General features: G+C 69.5%; 11 protein-coding genes. 8 read left to right on the top strand and 3 right to left on the bottom strand.

The window, feature by feature from the left end:
* The first annotated feature begins 65 nt into the window (after positions 1-65).
* From mutL to MKP05_RS09235, 8 genes are all read left to right on the top strand, one after another.
* The gene (mutL, locus tag MKP05_RS09270; protein ID WP_240568030.1) at positions 66-2033 is read left to right on the top strand and encodes a DNA mismatch repair endonuclease MutL; all 1968 of its coding nucleotides are present in this window, start codon (positions 66-68) and stop codon (positions 2031-2033) included.
* A gap of 273 nt (positions 2034-2306) precedes the next feature.
* Positions 2307-3245, top strand: a complete 939-nt coding sequence (miaA, locus tag MKP05_RS09265; RefSeq protein ID WP_240568029.1) for a tRNA (adenosine(37)-N6)-dimethylallyltransferase MiaA — start codon at positions 2307-2309, stop codon at positions 3243-3245.
* 124 nt (positions 3246-3369) lie between these two features.
* Entirely contained in the window at positions 3370-3621 is a 252-nt protein-coding gene (gene hfq / locus MKP05_RS09260) for an RNA chaperone Hfq (protein WP_102627626.1), read from the top strand.
* Between the two features lie 8 nt (positions 3622-3629).
* Positions 3630-4946: a ribosome rescue GTPase HflX gene (gene hflX, locus MKP05_RS09255; RefSeq protein WP_240568028.1), complete on the top strand. Its 1317-nt coding sequence runs from the start codon at positions 3630-3632 to the stop codon at positions 4944-4946.
* Between the two features lie 159 nt (positions 4947-5105).
* On the top strand, positions 5106-6332 hold the full coding sequence (gene hflK / locus MKP05_RS09250) for an FtsH protease activity modulator HflK (protein WP_240568027.1): 1227 nt from the start codon (positions 5106-5108) through the stop codon (positions 6330-6332).
* On the top strand, positions 6333-7244 hold the full coding sequence (hflC, locus tag MKP05_RS09245) for a protease modulator HflC (protein ID WP_240568026.1): 912 nt from the start codon (positions 6333-6335) through the stop codon (positions 7242-7244).
* A 231-nt stretch (positions 7245-7475) separates the two neighbouring features.
* Positions 7476-8651 (top strand): ATP phosphoribosyltransferase regulatory subunit, encoded by a 1176-nt coding sequence (locus tag MKP05_RS09240; protein ID WP_110282119.1) that lies wholly within the window; start codon positions 7476-7478, stop codon positions 8649-8651.
* Positions 8652-8759: 108 nt separating this feature from the next.
* Entirely contained in the window at positions 8760-10055 is a 1296-nt protein-coding gene (locus MKP05_RS09235) for an adenylosuccinate synthase (protein ID WP_240568025.1), read from the top strand.
* A gap of 105 nt (positions 10056-10160) precedes the next feature.
* On the opposite strand, the gene MKP05_RS09230 is transcribed toward MKP05_RS09235, so the two are convergent.
* The 3 genes from MKP05_RS09230 to MKP05_RS09220 all read right to left on the bottom strand — a co-directional run bounded on the left by MKP05_RS09230 (position 10161) and on the right by MKP05_RS09220 (position 15114).
* Positions 10161-12851, bottom strand: coding sequence for a tetratricopeptide repeat protein (locus MKP05_RS09230; protein WP_240568024.1), 2691 nt, complete (start codon positions 12849-12851; stop codon positions 10161-10163).
* A 38-nt stretch (positions 12852-12889) separates the two neighbouring features.
* Positions 12890-14152 (bottom strand): alginate lyase family protein, encoded by a 1263-nt coding sequence (locus MKP05_RS09225; RefSeq protein WP_240568023.1) that lies wholly within the window; start codon positions 14150-14152, stop codon positions 12890-12892.
* Between the two features lie 80 nt (positions 14153-14232).
* Entirely contained in the window at positions 14233-15114 is an 882-nt protein-coding gene (locus MKP05_RS09220) for a polysaccharide lyase (protein WP_240568022.1), read from the bottom strand.
* Between the last annotated feature and the right edge of the window lie 69 nt (positions 15115-15183).

Raw genomic sequence — 15183 nt, 5'->3', positions numbered from 1 at the left:
GGCTTCGAGCAGGGGTTGGCTCGTGGCTCGCGGCTCGTAGCCCGCAGCTCGTCTTGAGGAGCGATATGACAGAGCAGCGACGCATCAGGGTCCTCGACCCGCGGCTGGCCAACCAGATCGCCGCCGGCGAGGTGGTCGAACGTCCCGCCTCGGTGGTCAAGGAGCTGGTGGAGAACGCCATCGACGCCGGCAGCCGCCGCATCGAGGTCGAGTTGGAGAATGGCGGCACGCGCTCGATCCGCGTGCGCGACGACGGCAGCGGCATCGGCGAGGAGGACCTGCCGCTCTCCCTGTCGCGCCATGCCACCAGCAAGATCGCCTCCCTCGAGGAACTCGAGGGCGTGGCGAGCCTGGGCTTTCGCGGCGAGGCGCTGGCCTCGATCAGCTCGGTATCGCGGCTCGAGCTGATCTCCAATATCGATGACGACCCCCGTGAGGGCTGGCGGGTGGTGGCCGAGGGGCGCCAGATGGAGCCCCGGGTCTCCCCGGCACCCCACCCCCGTGGCACCTCGGTGACGGTGCGCGACCTCTTCTTCAATACCCCGGCCCGCCGCAAGTTCCTGCGCACCGAGAAGACCGAGTTCGGCCACGTGGAGGAGGCCTTCCGTCGCCAGGCCCTGTCGCGCTTCGACATCGGCTGGGTGCTGCGCCACAACCAGAAGACCCTCCACCAGCTGCGTCCCGGTGATGACATGGTCGCCCGCGAGCGGCGCATCGCCGCCCTGCTCGGTCGCGCCTTCCTCGACAATGCCCTGCACCTGGACCTCGAGACCGGCGGCCTGCGCCTGTGGGGCTGGGTGGGCCTGCCCACCCACTCCCGGGCCCAGGCCGACCAGCAGTACTTCTTCGTCAACGGCCGGGTGGTGCGCGACCGCCTGGTGGCCCACGCCATCCGCCAGGCCTATCGCGACGTGCTCTTCCACGGTCGCCATCCGGTCTTCGTGCTCTACCTCGAGGTCGACCCCCTGGTGGTGGATGTCAACGTGCACCCCACCAAGCACGAGGTGCGCTTCCGCGACGGTCGCATGGTCCACGACTTCCTCTTTTCCAGCCTGCACCGTGCCCTGGGCGAGGCCCGCGCCGGCGGCCCTGAGGTGGCGGAGGACGCGGCGCGGGCCGAGCCCGCCGCCGCGTCGGCCGGCGTCGGCGAGGGGGTCGGCGAGAGCCCCGGGCGCTGGCAGCAGCAGCCCATGGCACTGCACGGGCGTGACGACGTGGGTGATGGGGCCCGTGATAGAGTGACGCCCGACCGGGTCCGCGCCTTCATGGACGGCTATCGGGCACTGCACCCCGGCCACGAGGAGCAGCTGCTGACACCGCAGCCGGCCGCCCCCGGGGCGGGCGGCACCGCCGCCGGCGTGGCCCTGCGCGAGCGCCAGGTTCCCACCGGGGTGGCGGCGAGGGCGGAGGTCTCGCGCCCGGCGCTGCCCGAAGAGGACGCCACCCGGGCGCCCCCCCTCGGCTACGCCATCGCCCAACTTCACGGGATCTACATCCTGTCCCAGACCGAGCGCGGCCTGATCGTGGTGGACATGCATGCCGCCCACGAGCGCATCGTCTACGAGCGCATGAAGACCCAGGTGCACGGCGGCGAGCTGGAGGCCCAGCCGCTGCTGGTGCCGGTGTCCCTGGCGGCGAGCGCCGCCGAGGTGGCCACCGCCGAGGCCGAGCGCGAGGCCTTCGTCCGGCTCGGCGTCGAGCTCGATGTGGCCGGCCCCGAGACCCTGCTGGTGCGCCAGCTGCCGGTGCTGCTGGCGGATGCCGATGTGGAGCCACTGATCCGCGGGATGCTGGCGGATCTCGAGCGCTACGGTCGTTCCGACCGCCTCGAGGCACACATCAACGAGCTGCTCGCCACCATGGCCTGTCACGGCAGCGTGCGCGCCAACCGTCGCCTGACGCTGGAGGAGATGAACGCCCTGCTGCGCGACATGGAACGCACCGAGCGCAGCGGCCAGTGCAACCATGGCCGCCCGACCTGGGCCGAGATGAGCCTCAAGGAACTGGATCGACTGTTCCTGCGCGGACAGTAAGTCACCGTTAAAAGACTGGCCTTGGAAACTTGCGTGAGGGGCGCCGGGGGCTGGCCGGCGCGAAGGTCATTCGCCAGGGAAGGCGAATAATGTAGCGCCCAGGGAGGGGTTCACAGCGCCTTCGCAAAGGCCTGTCCCCGGGAAAGCCCCGTTCACCATGCGTTGTGAGATGAGTTCCAGTATCGACCCCAAAGGGAGCGTCAGCGCTGGAGAGTTGCCGCCAATCGCAGGCCTACTGCGCAGGTGGCAAACGTAGCAGTATCAGGAGATCACGTGAGCGATTCCCGCCCCCCCGCCATCCTGCTGATGGGGCCCACCGCCGCCGGGAAGACCGACCTGGCCATCGAACTCCACGAGCGCCTCGGCCTGGAGCTGATCAGCGTCGACTCGGCCATGGTCTATCGTGGCATGGACATTGGCAGCGCCAAGCCCAGTGCCTCCGAGCTCGCGCGGGCGCCACATCGGCTGATCGATATCCGCGACCCGGCCGATCCCTATTCGGCGGCCGACTTCCGCGAGGACGCCCTGCGCGAGATGCGTCGGATCAGCGCAGCCGGCGGGGTGCCGCTGCTGGTGGGGGGCACCATGATGTACCTCCGGCAACTGCTCTTCGGGGTGGCCAACCTGCCCTCGTCGGACCCGGCGGTGCGCGCCGAGCTGGAGCGTGACGTCGAGCGGGGCGGACTCGCCGCGCTGCACGCGGAACTCGCCCGGGTCGATCCGGCCTCCGCGGCGCGCATCCATCCCAACGACCCGCAGCGGCTGATGCGCGCGCTGGAGGTCTACCGCCTGAGTGGGCAGACCCTCTCCGAGCTGTGGCAGGCCCAGCGCCCGGAAACCTTCCCCTGGCGTGTGCTGTCGATAGGGCTGACACCCTTCGACCGTCGGGAGCTGCACGCGCGCATCGAGGCCCGCTTCGAGCAGATGCTCGCCGCGGGCCTGGTCGGGGAGGTGGCGGCGCTGCGGGCCCGTGGCGACCTGCACGCCGAGCTGCCGTCGATGAAGAGCGTGGGCTATCGTCAGACCTGGTCATTTCTCGATGGCGAATACGATCGGGAGGCGCTGCGCCACCGCGGCATCGTCGCCACCCGCCAGCTGGCCAAGCGCCAGTTGACCTGGATGCGCGGCTGGGCCGGGCTGCACTGGGTGGACAGCCTGGGCCCCGACCCCAGGGGCGAAGTGCTGAAACTCGTGCGCGAATTCGGCAGTTAGCGTAAGATAATCCTTTCGAGTGGCCGGGTGACCAGGCCCCTTCGGGTAACAGTCAAGGCGCCGACTGGCTTGCGGCGTGACCGAGCATAACATCAACCCCCAGAGACAATTCAGGGAGAGCAACATGTCCAAAGGGCAGTCCCTTCAAGACCCGTACCTGAACATCCTCCGCAAGGAGCGCATTCCGGTATCGATTTTCCTGGTCAACGGCATCAAGCTTCAGGGACAGATCGAATCCTTCGACCAGTTCGTCATCCTGCTGCGCAACACCGTCAGCCAGATGGTCTACAAGCACGCCATCTCCACCGTGGTGCCGTCGCGCAATGTGCGCCTGCCGGTCCAGGACCCTGCCGCGCAGCCGGAAAACAATGCGTGAGGTATTGATTGTTTTTTGAACGTCCCGACGCCGGTGAAACGGCGGTACTCGTCCATGTGGATTTCCAGGACGAACAGGAGCGCGAGGACCCGGGCGAGTTCCTCGAGCTGGTGCGCTCCGCCGGCGCGGAGCCGGCCACGCTACTCACCGGCAGCCGACACCGGCCCGATTCGCGAACCTTCGTGGGATCGGGCAAAGTGGAGGAGCTGCGCGAGGCGATGGTCGTCCACGACGCCGAGCTGGTGATCTTCAACCATGCCCTGAGCCCCTCCCAGGAGCGCAACCTCGAGCGTGAGCTCAAGTGTCGCGTGCTCGACCGTACCGGGCTGATCCTCGACATCTTCGCCCAGCGGGCCCGGACCCATGAGGGCAAGCTGCAGGTGGAGCTGGCCCAGCTCGAGTACATGTCGACGCGCCTGGTGCGGGGCTGGACCCACCTGGAGCGCCAGAAGGGCGGTATCGGCCTGCGCGGTCCGGGGGAGACCCAGCTCGAGACCGACCGTCGCCTGCTGCGTGCGCGCATCAAGGCGATCCACAAGCGGCTCGACAGGGTGCGCAGCCAGCGCACCCAGAATCGCCGTGCCCGGTCCCGGGCCGAGATTCCCAGCGTCTCGCTGGTCGGCTACACCAACGCCGGCAAGTCAACGCTGTTCAACGCCCTCACCGAGGCGGAGGTCTATGCGGCCGACCAGCTCTTCGCTACCCTCGATCCGACCCTGCGTCGTCTCGAGGTCGTGGACGTGGGGCCGGTGGTGCTGGCCGATACCGTGGGTTTCATCCGGCATCTGCCACACAAGCTGGTCGAGGCATTTCGTGCCACCCTGCAGGAGGCCGCCGAGGCGACCCTGCTGGTGCACGTGATCGATGCCGCCGATCCCGATCGTGACCTCAACGTGACCCAGGTCGAGACGGTGCTCGACGAGATCGGCGCCCTGGACGTGCCGATGCTCAAGGTGATGAACAAGATCGACCTGCTCGACAGTGCCCCGCGCATCGAACGCGACGGCGAGGGGTGCCCCGAGGTGGTCTGGCTCTCGGCCCGCGAGGGGCGTGGCCTGGAGCTGCTGGGCCAGGCGCTTTCCGAGCGCCTGGCCGAGGATGTGATCGACGTGCAGCTGACCCTGACGCCCGAGCAGGGCCGGTTGCGTGCCGGCCTGCACGAGCTGGGGGCGGTGCGCGAGGAGGCCTTCGACGATCGGGGGCATATCCTGCTCGAGGTGCGGCTGCCGCGGCGCGACTTCCTGCAGTTGATGGCGCGCCTCGGTGAGCGCCCCGACGACTACCTGCCAAGGGAACTGCAGGAGCGGCCCGTCTGGGAGGGTTGAACCAACGACGAACCGTGCCCCTGTCACGGCCATGGCGGGGACCCGCACGATAACGACAAGGTCGACAGGCGTCGCTCGAACGGCGCACACAGGATCGCAACCGATACCCGCCACGGAGCCGCTCTGGTGGCGGGAAGCAACGCATAGTGGAGAGGACGTATGGCCTGGAATGAGCCTGGTGGTGGCAACCAGCACGACCCCTGGAGTGGTGGTGGCCGACGCGGTGGCGGCGGCAATGGTGGGGGCGGTAATCGCGGTGGCAATCAGGGCCCCCCCGATCTCGACGAGGCCCTGAAGAAGTTTCAGGACAAGCTCAACAGCATGCTCGGGGGGCGTGGCAGCAGGCGCGGCGGCAGTGGTGGCAAGGGGGGCGGAGGCAAGCCGCGCAACGCCTTCACCCTGCCGGGCCTGCTGATCATCGTGGCCCTGGCGATCTGGGCGGCCACCGGCTTCTACCTGGTCGACCAGTCCGAGCGCGGCGTGGTGCTGCGTTTCGGCAAGTTCCAGGAAGTGGTCAACCCCGGGCTGCACTGGAACCCGCCGCTGATCGACGACGTGCGCATGGTCAACGTGACCCGGGTGCGCTCGCTGACCCAGACCCAATCGATGCTGACCCGCGACGAGAACATCGTCGAGGTCGAGATCTCGGCCCAGTACCAGGTCGCCGATCCCCGTGACTTCGTGCTCAACGTGCGCAACCCGCAGCTCTCCATCGAGAACGCCCTGGACTCCGCGCTGCGCCACGTGGTCGGCGGCACCGACATGATCGATATCCTGACCTCGGGGCGCGAGATCCTCGGCAGCTCCGTGCAGAGCCGCCTGCAGTCCTACCAGGACAGCTACGGCACCGGTATCCTGTTGCAGACCATCAACATCGAGTCGACCTCGGCGCCCGCCCAGGTGATCGATGCCTTCGACGACGTGATCCGGGCCCGCGAGGACCGCCAGCGGACCATCAACCAGGGCATGGCCTACGCCAACGGCCTCATTCCCGAGGCCCAGGGTCAGGCCCAGCGCCTGGTCGAGCAGGGGCAGGGCTATCGTGAGTCGGTGGTGGCCGAGGCCCGCGGCCAGGCCAACCGCTTCACGGCGCTGCTCGCCCAGTACCAGAACTCGCCGACCATCATGCGCGAGCGTCTCTACCTGGACACCATCGCCGAGATCTTCGGCAGCACGCCGAAGGTCCTGGTCGACGTGGCCGACGACAGCCCGCTGATGTACCTGCCGCTGGACCAGATGGGCAACGGCGGCGGCGAGCGGACCGCCGATGCCGAGCGCCGCGGCGAGGAGGGCGAGCTCGATCCGCGGGTGCTCGAGCGCCTGCGCGGCAGCCAATCATCGACCGGGAGCACCAACAGCAGTGGAATCCGCAGGGAGGGCCGCTAAATGATCAACAACCGTTCCCTGATCATCGTCGGCGGCCTGGCGGCTGCCGCCTGGCTGGCCAGCAACAGCCTCTACGTGGTCGACGAGACCGAGCGTGCGGTGAAGCTGCGCTTCGGTGAGATCGTCGAGGAGAACATCCAGCCGGGGCTGCACTTCAAGGTGCCGGTCACCCAGACGGTGCGCAAGTTCGACACCCGGGTGCTGACCCTGGATACCGACCCCAGCCGCTACCTGACCCTGGAGCAGAAGGCGGTGATCGTCGACTCCTACGTCAAGTGGCAGGTGGTCAACCCGACCCGCTACTACGAGGCCACCGCCGGCGACGAGATGATGGCAACGCGCCTGATCCAGCCGCGGGTCGACGAGAGCCTGCGTAACGAGTTCGGTCGCCTCGACCTGCAGCAGATCATCGCCGAGCGTCGGGACGACCTGATGACCGGCCCGGCCAACGACCTCGACGCCCTGATGCGCGAGGAACTGGGCGTGGCGATCGTCGACATCCGGGTCAAGCGTATCGACCTGCCCGAGGACGTCTCCTCGGCGGTCTATGATCGCATGCGCTCCGAGCGTGAGCGGGAGGCCCGCGAGTGGCGCGCCCAGGGCCAGGAGGAGGCCGAGCGCATCCGCGCCAACGCCGACCGTCGGCGGCAGGTGCTGCTGGCCCAGGCCACGGAGCGTTCCGAGACCCTGCGCGGTGAGGGGGACGCCGAGGCCGCGGCGATCTTCTCCGAGGCCTATTCGCAGGATCCGGAGTTCTTCGCCTTCTGGCGCAGCCTGAACGCCTATCGCAACAGCTTCTCGGGAGACGGCAACATGCTGGTGCTGGACCCCTCCAGCGACTTCTTCCAGTATCTCAAGAGCCCGACGAACCGGGGGCTCGAGGCTGATGCGCTGTTGCCGCCGGAGGAGTAGGGCGCCGGGAGAGGCCGGTTAGGCCCGCGCCCGGTGCTCGGACCGCCGCCATCACACGATGGCGGCAGTCTGCCCGGCAGGGTTCAACCGGGGCGCAAACGTGGTAGACTCCTCCAACCGGGCGTGGCCCGGTTTTTTTGTGGCCCCGTCCCCCTCCGCGCGAGCACCGCACGAGGCCGCTCGCCGGAGCATGTTTCCCTGGCCATTCATCGTGTTGCAGGACGAAAAGACATGACCATCGCTGACCGCTGGCTGCTGCCCGACGGCATGGACGAGGTACTGCCTCCCCAGGCGAGCCGCATGGAGGAGCTGCGCAGGGCGCTGCTCGATCTCTATCATCGCTGGGGCTACGATCAGGTGATGCCGCCACCGGTGGAGTTCCTCGACTCGCTGCTGACCGGTACCGGTACCGACCTGGACCTGCAGACCTTCAAGCTCACCGACCAGCTGACCGGCCGCATGATGGGGGTCAGCGCCGACGTCACCCCCCAGGTGGCGCGCATGGATGCCCACTCCATGCAGCGCCAGGGGCCGGTGCGCCTGTGCTACTGCACCAACGTGCTGCGGGCCAAGGCCGACCAGCACCAGGGGGGGCGCAGTCCGGTGCAGGTCGGGGTCGAGCTGTTCGGCCATGCCGGTCTCGAGGCCGACGTGGAGATCCTGCACCTGGCGCTGGCCAGCCTGGTCGCCGCCGGTGCCGACGAGATCCACCTGGCGCTCGGCCATATCGGCATCTACCGTAGCCTGGTACAGGCCGCCGAACTGGCGACCGAACAGGAGCGGGCGCTGTTCGAGGCGCTGGAGCTCAAGTCGCCGGGCGAGCTGGCGGCCCGGGTCGCCGAGTCCGTCCGCGACCCGGCCCTGGCCGGGATGTTCATGGCCCTGGGGCGCCTGCATGGCGGCCCCGAGGTGCTCGACGAGGCCCGCGAGGCCTTCGCCGAGGCGCCGGCGGCGGTGGGGGCGGCGCTGGACCAGCTGCGCGCCCTGCACCAGGGGGTCCAGGCCCAGCATCCCGAGGTCGAGCCCTACTTCGACCTGGCCGAGCTGCGCGGCTACCAGTACCACACCGGCATGATGTTCGCCGCCTACGTGCCCGGCTACGGCCAGGCCCTGGCCAAGGGCGGCCGTTATGACGATACCGGCCGTGCCTTCGGTCGCGCCCGGCCGGCCACCGGCTGCTCCATGGACCTCAAGCTGCTGGCCACCCTGGCGCTCGGCGAGCCGGCCCACGACGGCGTCTGGGCCCCGGCCGAGGGCGAGGGGCTGCGGGAGGCCATCGCCGCCCTGCGCGAGCGGGGCGAACGGGTCGTCCAGGCGCTGCCCGGCCAGCGCACCGGCCCCGGAGAGCACCGCTGCAACCGGCGGCTGGAGCGGATCGACGGCCGCTGGGAGCCGCGCTCCCTGTAGGTTTCACAACGGCGGGCCCGACCGGTACGCCGGTCATCGAGGACGGCCCTGGGCCTGACATGGGCGCGGCGCGGGCAGCGCGGCGCCGCAACGAGAGACGAGAGCACAATGGGCAAGAACGTAGTCGTACTGGGCACCCAGTGGGGTGACGAAGGCAAGGGCAAGGTGGTCGACCTGCTCACCGAATCCGCCTCCGCGGTGGTGCGCTTCCAGGGCGGGCACAATGCCGGTCACACCCTGGTCATCGACGGCGAGAAGACCGTCCTGCACCTGATCCCCTCCGGCATCCTGCGGCCCGACAAGACCTGCGTGATCGGCAACGGCGTGGTGCTGTCGCCGGAGGCGCTGATCAAGGAGATCCGCGAGCTGGAGGCCAAGAGCGTGCCGGTGCGCGAGCGCCTGCGCCTGTCGCCGGCCTGCCCGCTGATCCTGCCGTACCACGTGCGCCTGGACCAGGCCCGCGAGAAGGCCCGCGGCGTGGCCAAGATCGGCACCACCGGTCGTGGCATCGGTCCGGCCTACGAGGACAAGGTGGCCCGTCGCGGCCTGCGCCTGGGCGACATGCTGCACCGCGAGCGCTTCGCCTCCAAGCTCGGCGAGGTGCTCGACTACCACAACTTCGTGCTGGTCAACTACCACGGCGAGGCACCGGTGGACTTCCAGCAGGTGCTCGACGAGGCGATGGAGATGGCCGAGGAGCTGCGTCCCATGGTGTGCGACACCGTGGGCCTGGTCCACGACCTGCGACGGGCCGGCGAGAACATCCTCTTCGAGGGCGCCCAGGGCTCGCTGCTCGACATCGACCACGGCACCTATCCCTTCGTCACCAGTTCCAACACCACCGCCGGCGGTACCGCCACCGGCTCCGGCGTCGGGCCGCTCTACCTCGACTACGTGCTGGGCATCACCAAGGCCTACACCACCCGTGTCGGCTCCGGCCCCTTCCCCACGGAACTGTTCGACGAGCACGGCCGTCACCTGGCCGAGCGTGGCCACGAGTTCGGTGCCACCACCGGGCGGCCGCGTCGCTGCGGCTGGTTCGACGCCGTGGCCCTGCGCCATGCGGTGCAGATCAACTCGGTCTCCGGCATCTGCCTGACCAAGCTCGATGTGCTCGACGGGCTGGAGAACATCCGCGTCTGCGTCGGCTATCGCAGCAAGGACGGCGAGGTCCTCGACACCCCGGTGGACTCCGAAGGCTACGAGGCCCTCGAGCCGCTCTACGAGGACCTGCCGGGCTGGAGCGAGTCGACCCTGGGCGCCAAGCGCGTCGAGGACCTGCCGGCCAACGCCCGCGCCTACATCAGCTTCCTCGAGGAGAAGGTGGGCACGTCCATCGACATCATCTCCACCGGCCCGGACCGCAACGAGACGATCGTGCTGCGCAACCCCTTCGACGGCTGAACGCGCCCCGGGGCCTGGCCCCGTGACGTGCCCCCCCTTCAGCGCAAGGCCGGCATCCAGTGCCGGCCTTGCGCGTTTGCGGTGGGCGTGTGCCGCGAGGCAGGATCACTCGGCCGCGGCGATATCGTCCGAGAGCAGGTCGTGGAGGGTCTCCAGGGCGATGTCGCTGTCGCCCTCCATGACCTCGTCGAGCCACAGCAGCGCCTGCTCGCGGTTGGCGTTCTCCAGGCCGTGGGCCGACAGGTAGGCCTCGGCCAGGGCCAGCCGGGCGCTGGCGTGGCCCTGGTGGGCGGCCTGCAGCAGGTAGTCGGCCCCGCGACGGGAATCGCGCTCGAGCAGTTCGCCGCGCAGGTACTCGCGGCCCAGGGTCGCCTGGGCGCCAGCATGGCCCGCCTCGGCGGCCTCCTGCAGCAGGGTCAGGCCCCGGTCGACATCCTGCGGCATGCCGTCTTCGCCGCGCAGCAGCACGCGACCCAGGTTGGCGCGGGAGGAGAGATCGCCGCTCTCCACCGCCCGGGTCAGCCACTCCTCGGCCTGGTCCGGGTCGGCCTCGACACCCTTGCCCTCCAGATAGGCCTGGCCGAGCAGCTGAGCGGCGTGGGGATTGCCCGCCTCGGCGGCGTGACGCAGGTAGGCGAGGCCCTGTTCGGCGTCGACCTCGCCGTGCTCGCCGGTGAGGTAGGCGCGTCCCAGGGCGAGGCGGGCGCCCTGGTGGCCGGCATCGGCCGCGCCCTGCAGCAGCTGCATGCCGCGCTGGGGGTCGCTGTCGAGCAGCATCTCGCCGAAGTCGGCCCTGGCGCCGGCATGGCCGGCGTTGGCGGCGCGCTCGAGCCAGGCCCGGGCATACTCGCGGTTCTGCTCGACCCCTTCGCCGTGGAGAAAGGCGCGCCCCAGGTCGGCCATGGCGCCGGGGTGACCGTCCTCGGCGGCCTCGACCAGGGCGCGGATATCCCCCTGGGCACCGCGATCCCGGTTGAGCCGGGTCAGGGCCTCGTCGGCGGAGGCGTGCCCGGCATCCCGGGCCCGGGTCAGCCAGCGGGAGGCGGCGTCGAGGTCCTGCGGCAGCCCCTGGCCTTCGCGGTAGGCGCGCCCCAGCACCACCATGGCATAGGCGTCGCCCTGGTGGGCCGCCTGCTCGAGCAGCTCCAGCCCGCGGCCGGGGTGCTCCTCGAGTGGCCCGGCGAGGTAGGCCTCGCCGAGCGTGGTCATGGCGCTGGTATCGCCGGCCTCCACCGCCGCCTGGAGCAGCTCCTCGCCACGGCTGGGGTGGAAGGGCACCACCTCGCCCTCGAGATGGGCCTCGCCGAGCAGGCGCAGGGCGCCGCTCTGGCCTCGTTCGGCGGCCTCCCTCAGCAGTTCCTCGGCCCGACGGCCGTCGGCGGGCACGCCCCGCCCCTCGAGATAGGCGGCACCGAGCTGCTCGGTGGCCCAGGGGTGGCCCAGTTCGTGGCCACGTTCCAGGTACTCCATGGCCAGGTAGGGCTGGCTCGGTACGAGCTCATCGCCGAGGTAGATGTCCCCGAGATACGCCAGGGCCAGCGGGTCATCCTGCTCGGCGCCCCGTTCGAGCAGCTCGATGCCACGTCTGACGTCGGGAGAGGGGCGCATCGCCGTGTCGGCAAGGGAGCCGGTCGCGTCGTTGCCGGTGTCGCCATCCAGACGGTCCGGCCCCATGAGATTGCTCCGTTCGCCGGCTTCATCGATCAGTGCCGCACCGAGGACCACCATGGCATCCACCGAGCCGGCCTCGATGGCACGGGTCAGCCAGCGCTCGGCCTCGCCTCGCTGGGTCGGTCCCACTTCCGGGTCGAGCAGCAGCCGGCCCAGCTGCGTCATGGCGTCCACATCACCACGGTTGGCCGCCTCTTCGAGCAGCTGCCTGCCTCGCTGAGGGTCGCTCTCCATCATGGCTCTGCCGGCCTGGCCCAGGGCGTCCTCATCCCCGGCCTCGGCGGCGCGCACCAGCCACTGCCGGCGCCGCTCCGGCTGGTCGCCGAGCAGTCCGTCCGGCGCGTGAAGCCCGGCGAGCTGTCGCATGGCATTGGTATCGCCGCCAGCCGCCTCTTCCTCGAGCATGGCGGCGTAGCGTTGGGCATAATCCATGGCGCGTTCCGGTTCTTCCGGCAGCCAGCCGCCGGGGCCATGGGCCTCGGCCAGGGCCTGCAAGGCCTGGGCGTCTCCCCGCTCGGCGGCGCGGGCATAGAGCTCCCGGGCCCGCTCGGGGTCGGCTCCGACCCCCTCGCCGCCCTCGGCGAGCAGTGCCGCCAGCATCGGCTCGGCGCGCTCCACGCCCTCGTTCACGGCCTGGTCAAGCAGGTAGTAGGCCAGCACGTCGTGGCGTTCGACGCCGTCCCCTTCCCGGTAGAGTTTGGCGAGGTTGAGCGAGGCGTTGCCGAGGACCGGCGAGGGCAACTCGATCGCCTTGCCGTAGAGCCTGGCGGCCTCGGCGGGATCCCGTTCGACCCCTTCGCCGTCGTCATACAGCTTGGCCATCTCGTAGTAGGCGGGGGGGAGGTGGCGGGCCACCAGCGGCTCGAGTCGCTCGATGGCCTCGTCATGCCGACCGGCCTCGATCAGCTCCTTGATGCGGTTGATCCTGTCCCAGTCCCCGCCCTCGATGGTGGCCTGGGGGCCGCCATCGAACCAGTCGGTGTAACCGGCCGGTACGCCACTGGTTCCGCTGCCATCGGTTGGCTGAGCGGGTGCGACACAGCCCGCCAGCGTGGCGAGCAGGGCGAGGGAGGCTGTGAGCCGCAATGGGGTGGTAGAGCGCAAGGGGTTGGCGGTCTTCTTCATGGAGGGTTCCTCGTTGAGCGGGGGGACGACCGCGGGCATCACTGCTGGCCCAGGCCGCGGAAGGCCTCGGTCTGGCGCTGTTCCTCGTCCCGGAAGACGTGGGCCTGGGCATCGGGCGGCATGAAGTAGAGCGTGGCGTAGCCCCCGGCGCTGCGGTTGTAGAGGGGGCGCACCCGGGTCACGAAATCCTCGATGCGTGGGTCGTCGTAGCGGGTCTGGTAGATCTCCATCCAGGTGAAGTACTGGGGATCCTTGAGAAAACCGGTGTACTGCTCGAGGGGGGCATAGTCGCCGAGCGCCGCCGGATCCTCGAGAATCTCGAACAGGAAATCGACGCCGTCGCGGAGGGTCTTGCCCTCGATCTCGAGGTCGAAGATCTCCTCGTAGCCCTGGCGGGAGATGACCTGCATGTTGGTCACCAGGTAGAGCAGGGCATAGTTCTGGTAGTGGGTGGCGCGTCGGCCACGGTTCACCTCCAGCGGGAAGGCGCCGTCGTCGGTCATGTCGTGCAGGGCGGAGTAGATGGCGCTGACCCCGAAGCGGAACAGCTCGTCGTCTTCGGTGAGCACGCCGATCACGCTGCCGTAGAGGGCACGCCGATAGAAGTGGTTGTTGCAGCAGCTGTTCTCGGCGTCGCCGGGGATGTCGGCGTGGAGGTGGGCGAGCTCGTTGAGCCAGGCTTCCAGGCGCTCGCGCTCCTCTTCCAGGCCCTCGACGTAGGGGCGCACCACGGCGTAGGCCATGCCGGCGGCGAACAGCATCGACTCGGTGGCGAACCAGGCCTGGGGTTGCATGGAGTCGTAGTGGAAGTCGGTGAGCGCCTCGGACTCGGCCCAGTGGTCCAGGAAGCGGATCAGGCACTCGGCATAGTAGGGATCGCCACTGGCGACGAAGGAGCCTGCCAGCATCGAGACGTTGTCCTCGAAGCGGAACAGCGGCTCCGAGGCGAGTTCCCACTCCTCCGGATTGGGGTAGTAGCCCGGGATCCGCACCCGGGTGGTGATGGGCTCGTACTCCAGCAATTGCTGGCAGCTCGGCCCCTGGGAGAGCTCATCGAGCTCCTGCAGCAGGATGGAGTTGTCGGTCTGCTCGAGCTCGGCCATGCGGGCGGCGACGTCGAAGTAGCCGGCGTCCGGTTCGTTGACCCGGTATGCCGAGAGGTCCAGGGCTTCCCGCTCCTCCCGGCTGAGAAGCTCGTTCTCGTCGGCACTGGCCACGCCAGCGAGCCCGGCGAACAGCAGCGCCAGGATCGCGGGGCTCGGGCAGCGCGACAGGGGGGCTCGGCGTCGGACATGGGGCATGGTGGGGGTCGCTCCCTGCTGGATCTGGACGGTGGAACTGGACGGTGGCACTGGACCGTCGATGGCGAGACCGGGTGACGTCAGGTCGTCGGCACATAGAGCCGGAAGGCGGCGAAATCCGCGTACTGGTCCCGAGGCGTGCGCCACTCGTTCCCGCTGCCGCCGAAGAAGGTCGAGAACATCAGGCCGTCGATGGTCAGGTCCGGCGTGGTGCGATAGACGATGTCGCGCTGCTCGAGCACCGGTTGGCCGTCGATCCACAGCCGAGCCAGACCATTGCTCTCCTCCGGGTCGTTGAGCACGATCTCCTGCTCGATGGTCACCCACTGGCCGCTGGGGAAGGTCCAGGTGCCTCGGCCCACCGAGGTGCCTGTCTGGTCGACCACATACTCGTAAAGCTCACCCTGGCCCTGCTCGCGCCACATCAGGCGCATGGAGAAGCCGTTCTCGCCGTCGGCGGTCTCGCCGCCGCTGGGGGCATCACCGCCGTAGAGGCCAGGCAGCTTGCCCCCCTTGACGAAGTCGAAGCCGGGCTCGAAGCGCACCCGGTAGGTCAGGCAGGCGCGTTCGGCGCCGGCCAGGGCCGCCGGTTCGGTGTAGAAACCGGCGCCGCCCTTCTCTCCGTCACCCGGCGAGGAAGTGTCCGCGGGATAGTGGACCCGCAGGCCGGGTTCGCCGAGGCCGGTCTGGTCGGCTCCCAGGCGGTCCACGTTCTGCTTGGTGCCCCAGTGGCGTCGTGTGTCGAAGCCCTCGCGGATGGCGTCATGGCCGTTGCCGGCCGCGCTGGGGCGCGGGGCATCGACTTCGGTGTAGCGCGCCGAGCACGCCTCGACCCCGGGAATCCCCAGCGAGGCCTCGTCGATATCGTCGGCCTGCGCCGTCCAGGGGGTAACGGCCATCAGCAGCGTGGCCAGCGGCAGGCCGGTGAGGGGGCGGGCGAAGAAGTTGGTGTCCAAGGACATGGTGCCTCCTGGCTGGATAGGGTCACCCGCGACGCCTGGCGTCGCGGGGTCTGATCGAGTGGCGACGCC

The organism is Halomonas flagellata (genome assembly GCF_022487945.1).
GTDB classification, from domain to species: Bacteria; Pseudomonadota; Gammaproteobacteria; order Pseudomonadales; family Halomonadaceae; genus Halomonas; species Halomonas flagellata.
This window is presented reverse-complemented; position numbering and strand designations above follow the sequence as displayed.

Excerpts from the sequence above, each read along its gene's own strand:
- hflK (WP_240568027.1), top strand. The coding sequence starts at position 5,106 with ATGGCCTGGAATGAGCCTGGTGGTGGCAACCAGCACGACCCCTGGAGT.
- MKP05_RS09225 (WP_240568023.1), bottom strand. The coding sequence starts at position 14,152 with ATGCCCCATGTCCGACGCCGAGCCCCCCTGTCGCGCTGCCCGAGCCCC.
- MKP05_RS09235 (WP_240568025.1), top strand. The coding sequence starts at position 8,760 with ATGGGCAAGAACGTAGTCGTACTGGGCACCCAGTGGGGTGACGAAGGC.
- MKP05_RS09220 (WP_240568022.1), bottom strand. The coding sequence starts at position 15,114 with ATGTCCTTGGACACCAACTTCTTCGCCCGCCCCCTCACCGGCCTGCCG.
- MKP05_RS09240 (WP_110282119.1), top strand. The coding sequence starts at position 7,476 with ATGACCATCGCTGACCGCTGGCTGCTGCCCGACGGCATGGACGAGGTA.
- mutL (WP_240568030.1), top strand. The coding sequence starts at position 66 with ATGACAGAGCAGCGACGCATCAGGGTCCTCGACCCGCGGCTGGCCAAC.
- hflC (WP_240568026.1), top strand. The coding sequence starts at position 6,333 with ATGATCAACAACCGTTCCCTGATCATCGTCGGCGGCCTGGCGGCTGCC.
- MKP05_RS09230 (WP_240568024.1), bottom strand. The coding sequence starts at position 12,851 with ATGAAGAAGACCGCCAACCCCTTGCGCTCTACCACCCCATTGCGGCTC.
- hfq (WP_102627626.1), top strand. The coding sequence starts at position 3,370 with ATGTCCAAAGGGCAGTCCCTTCAAGACCCGTACCTGAACATCCTCCGC.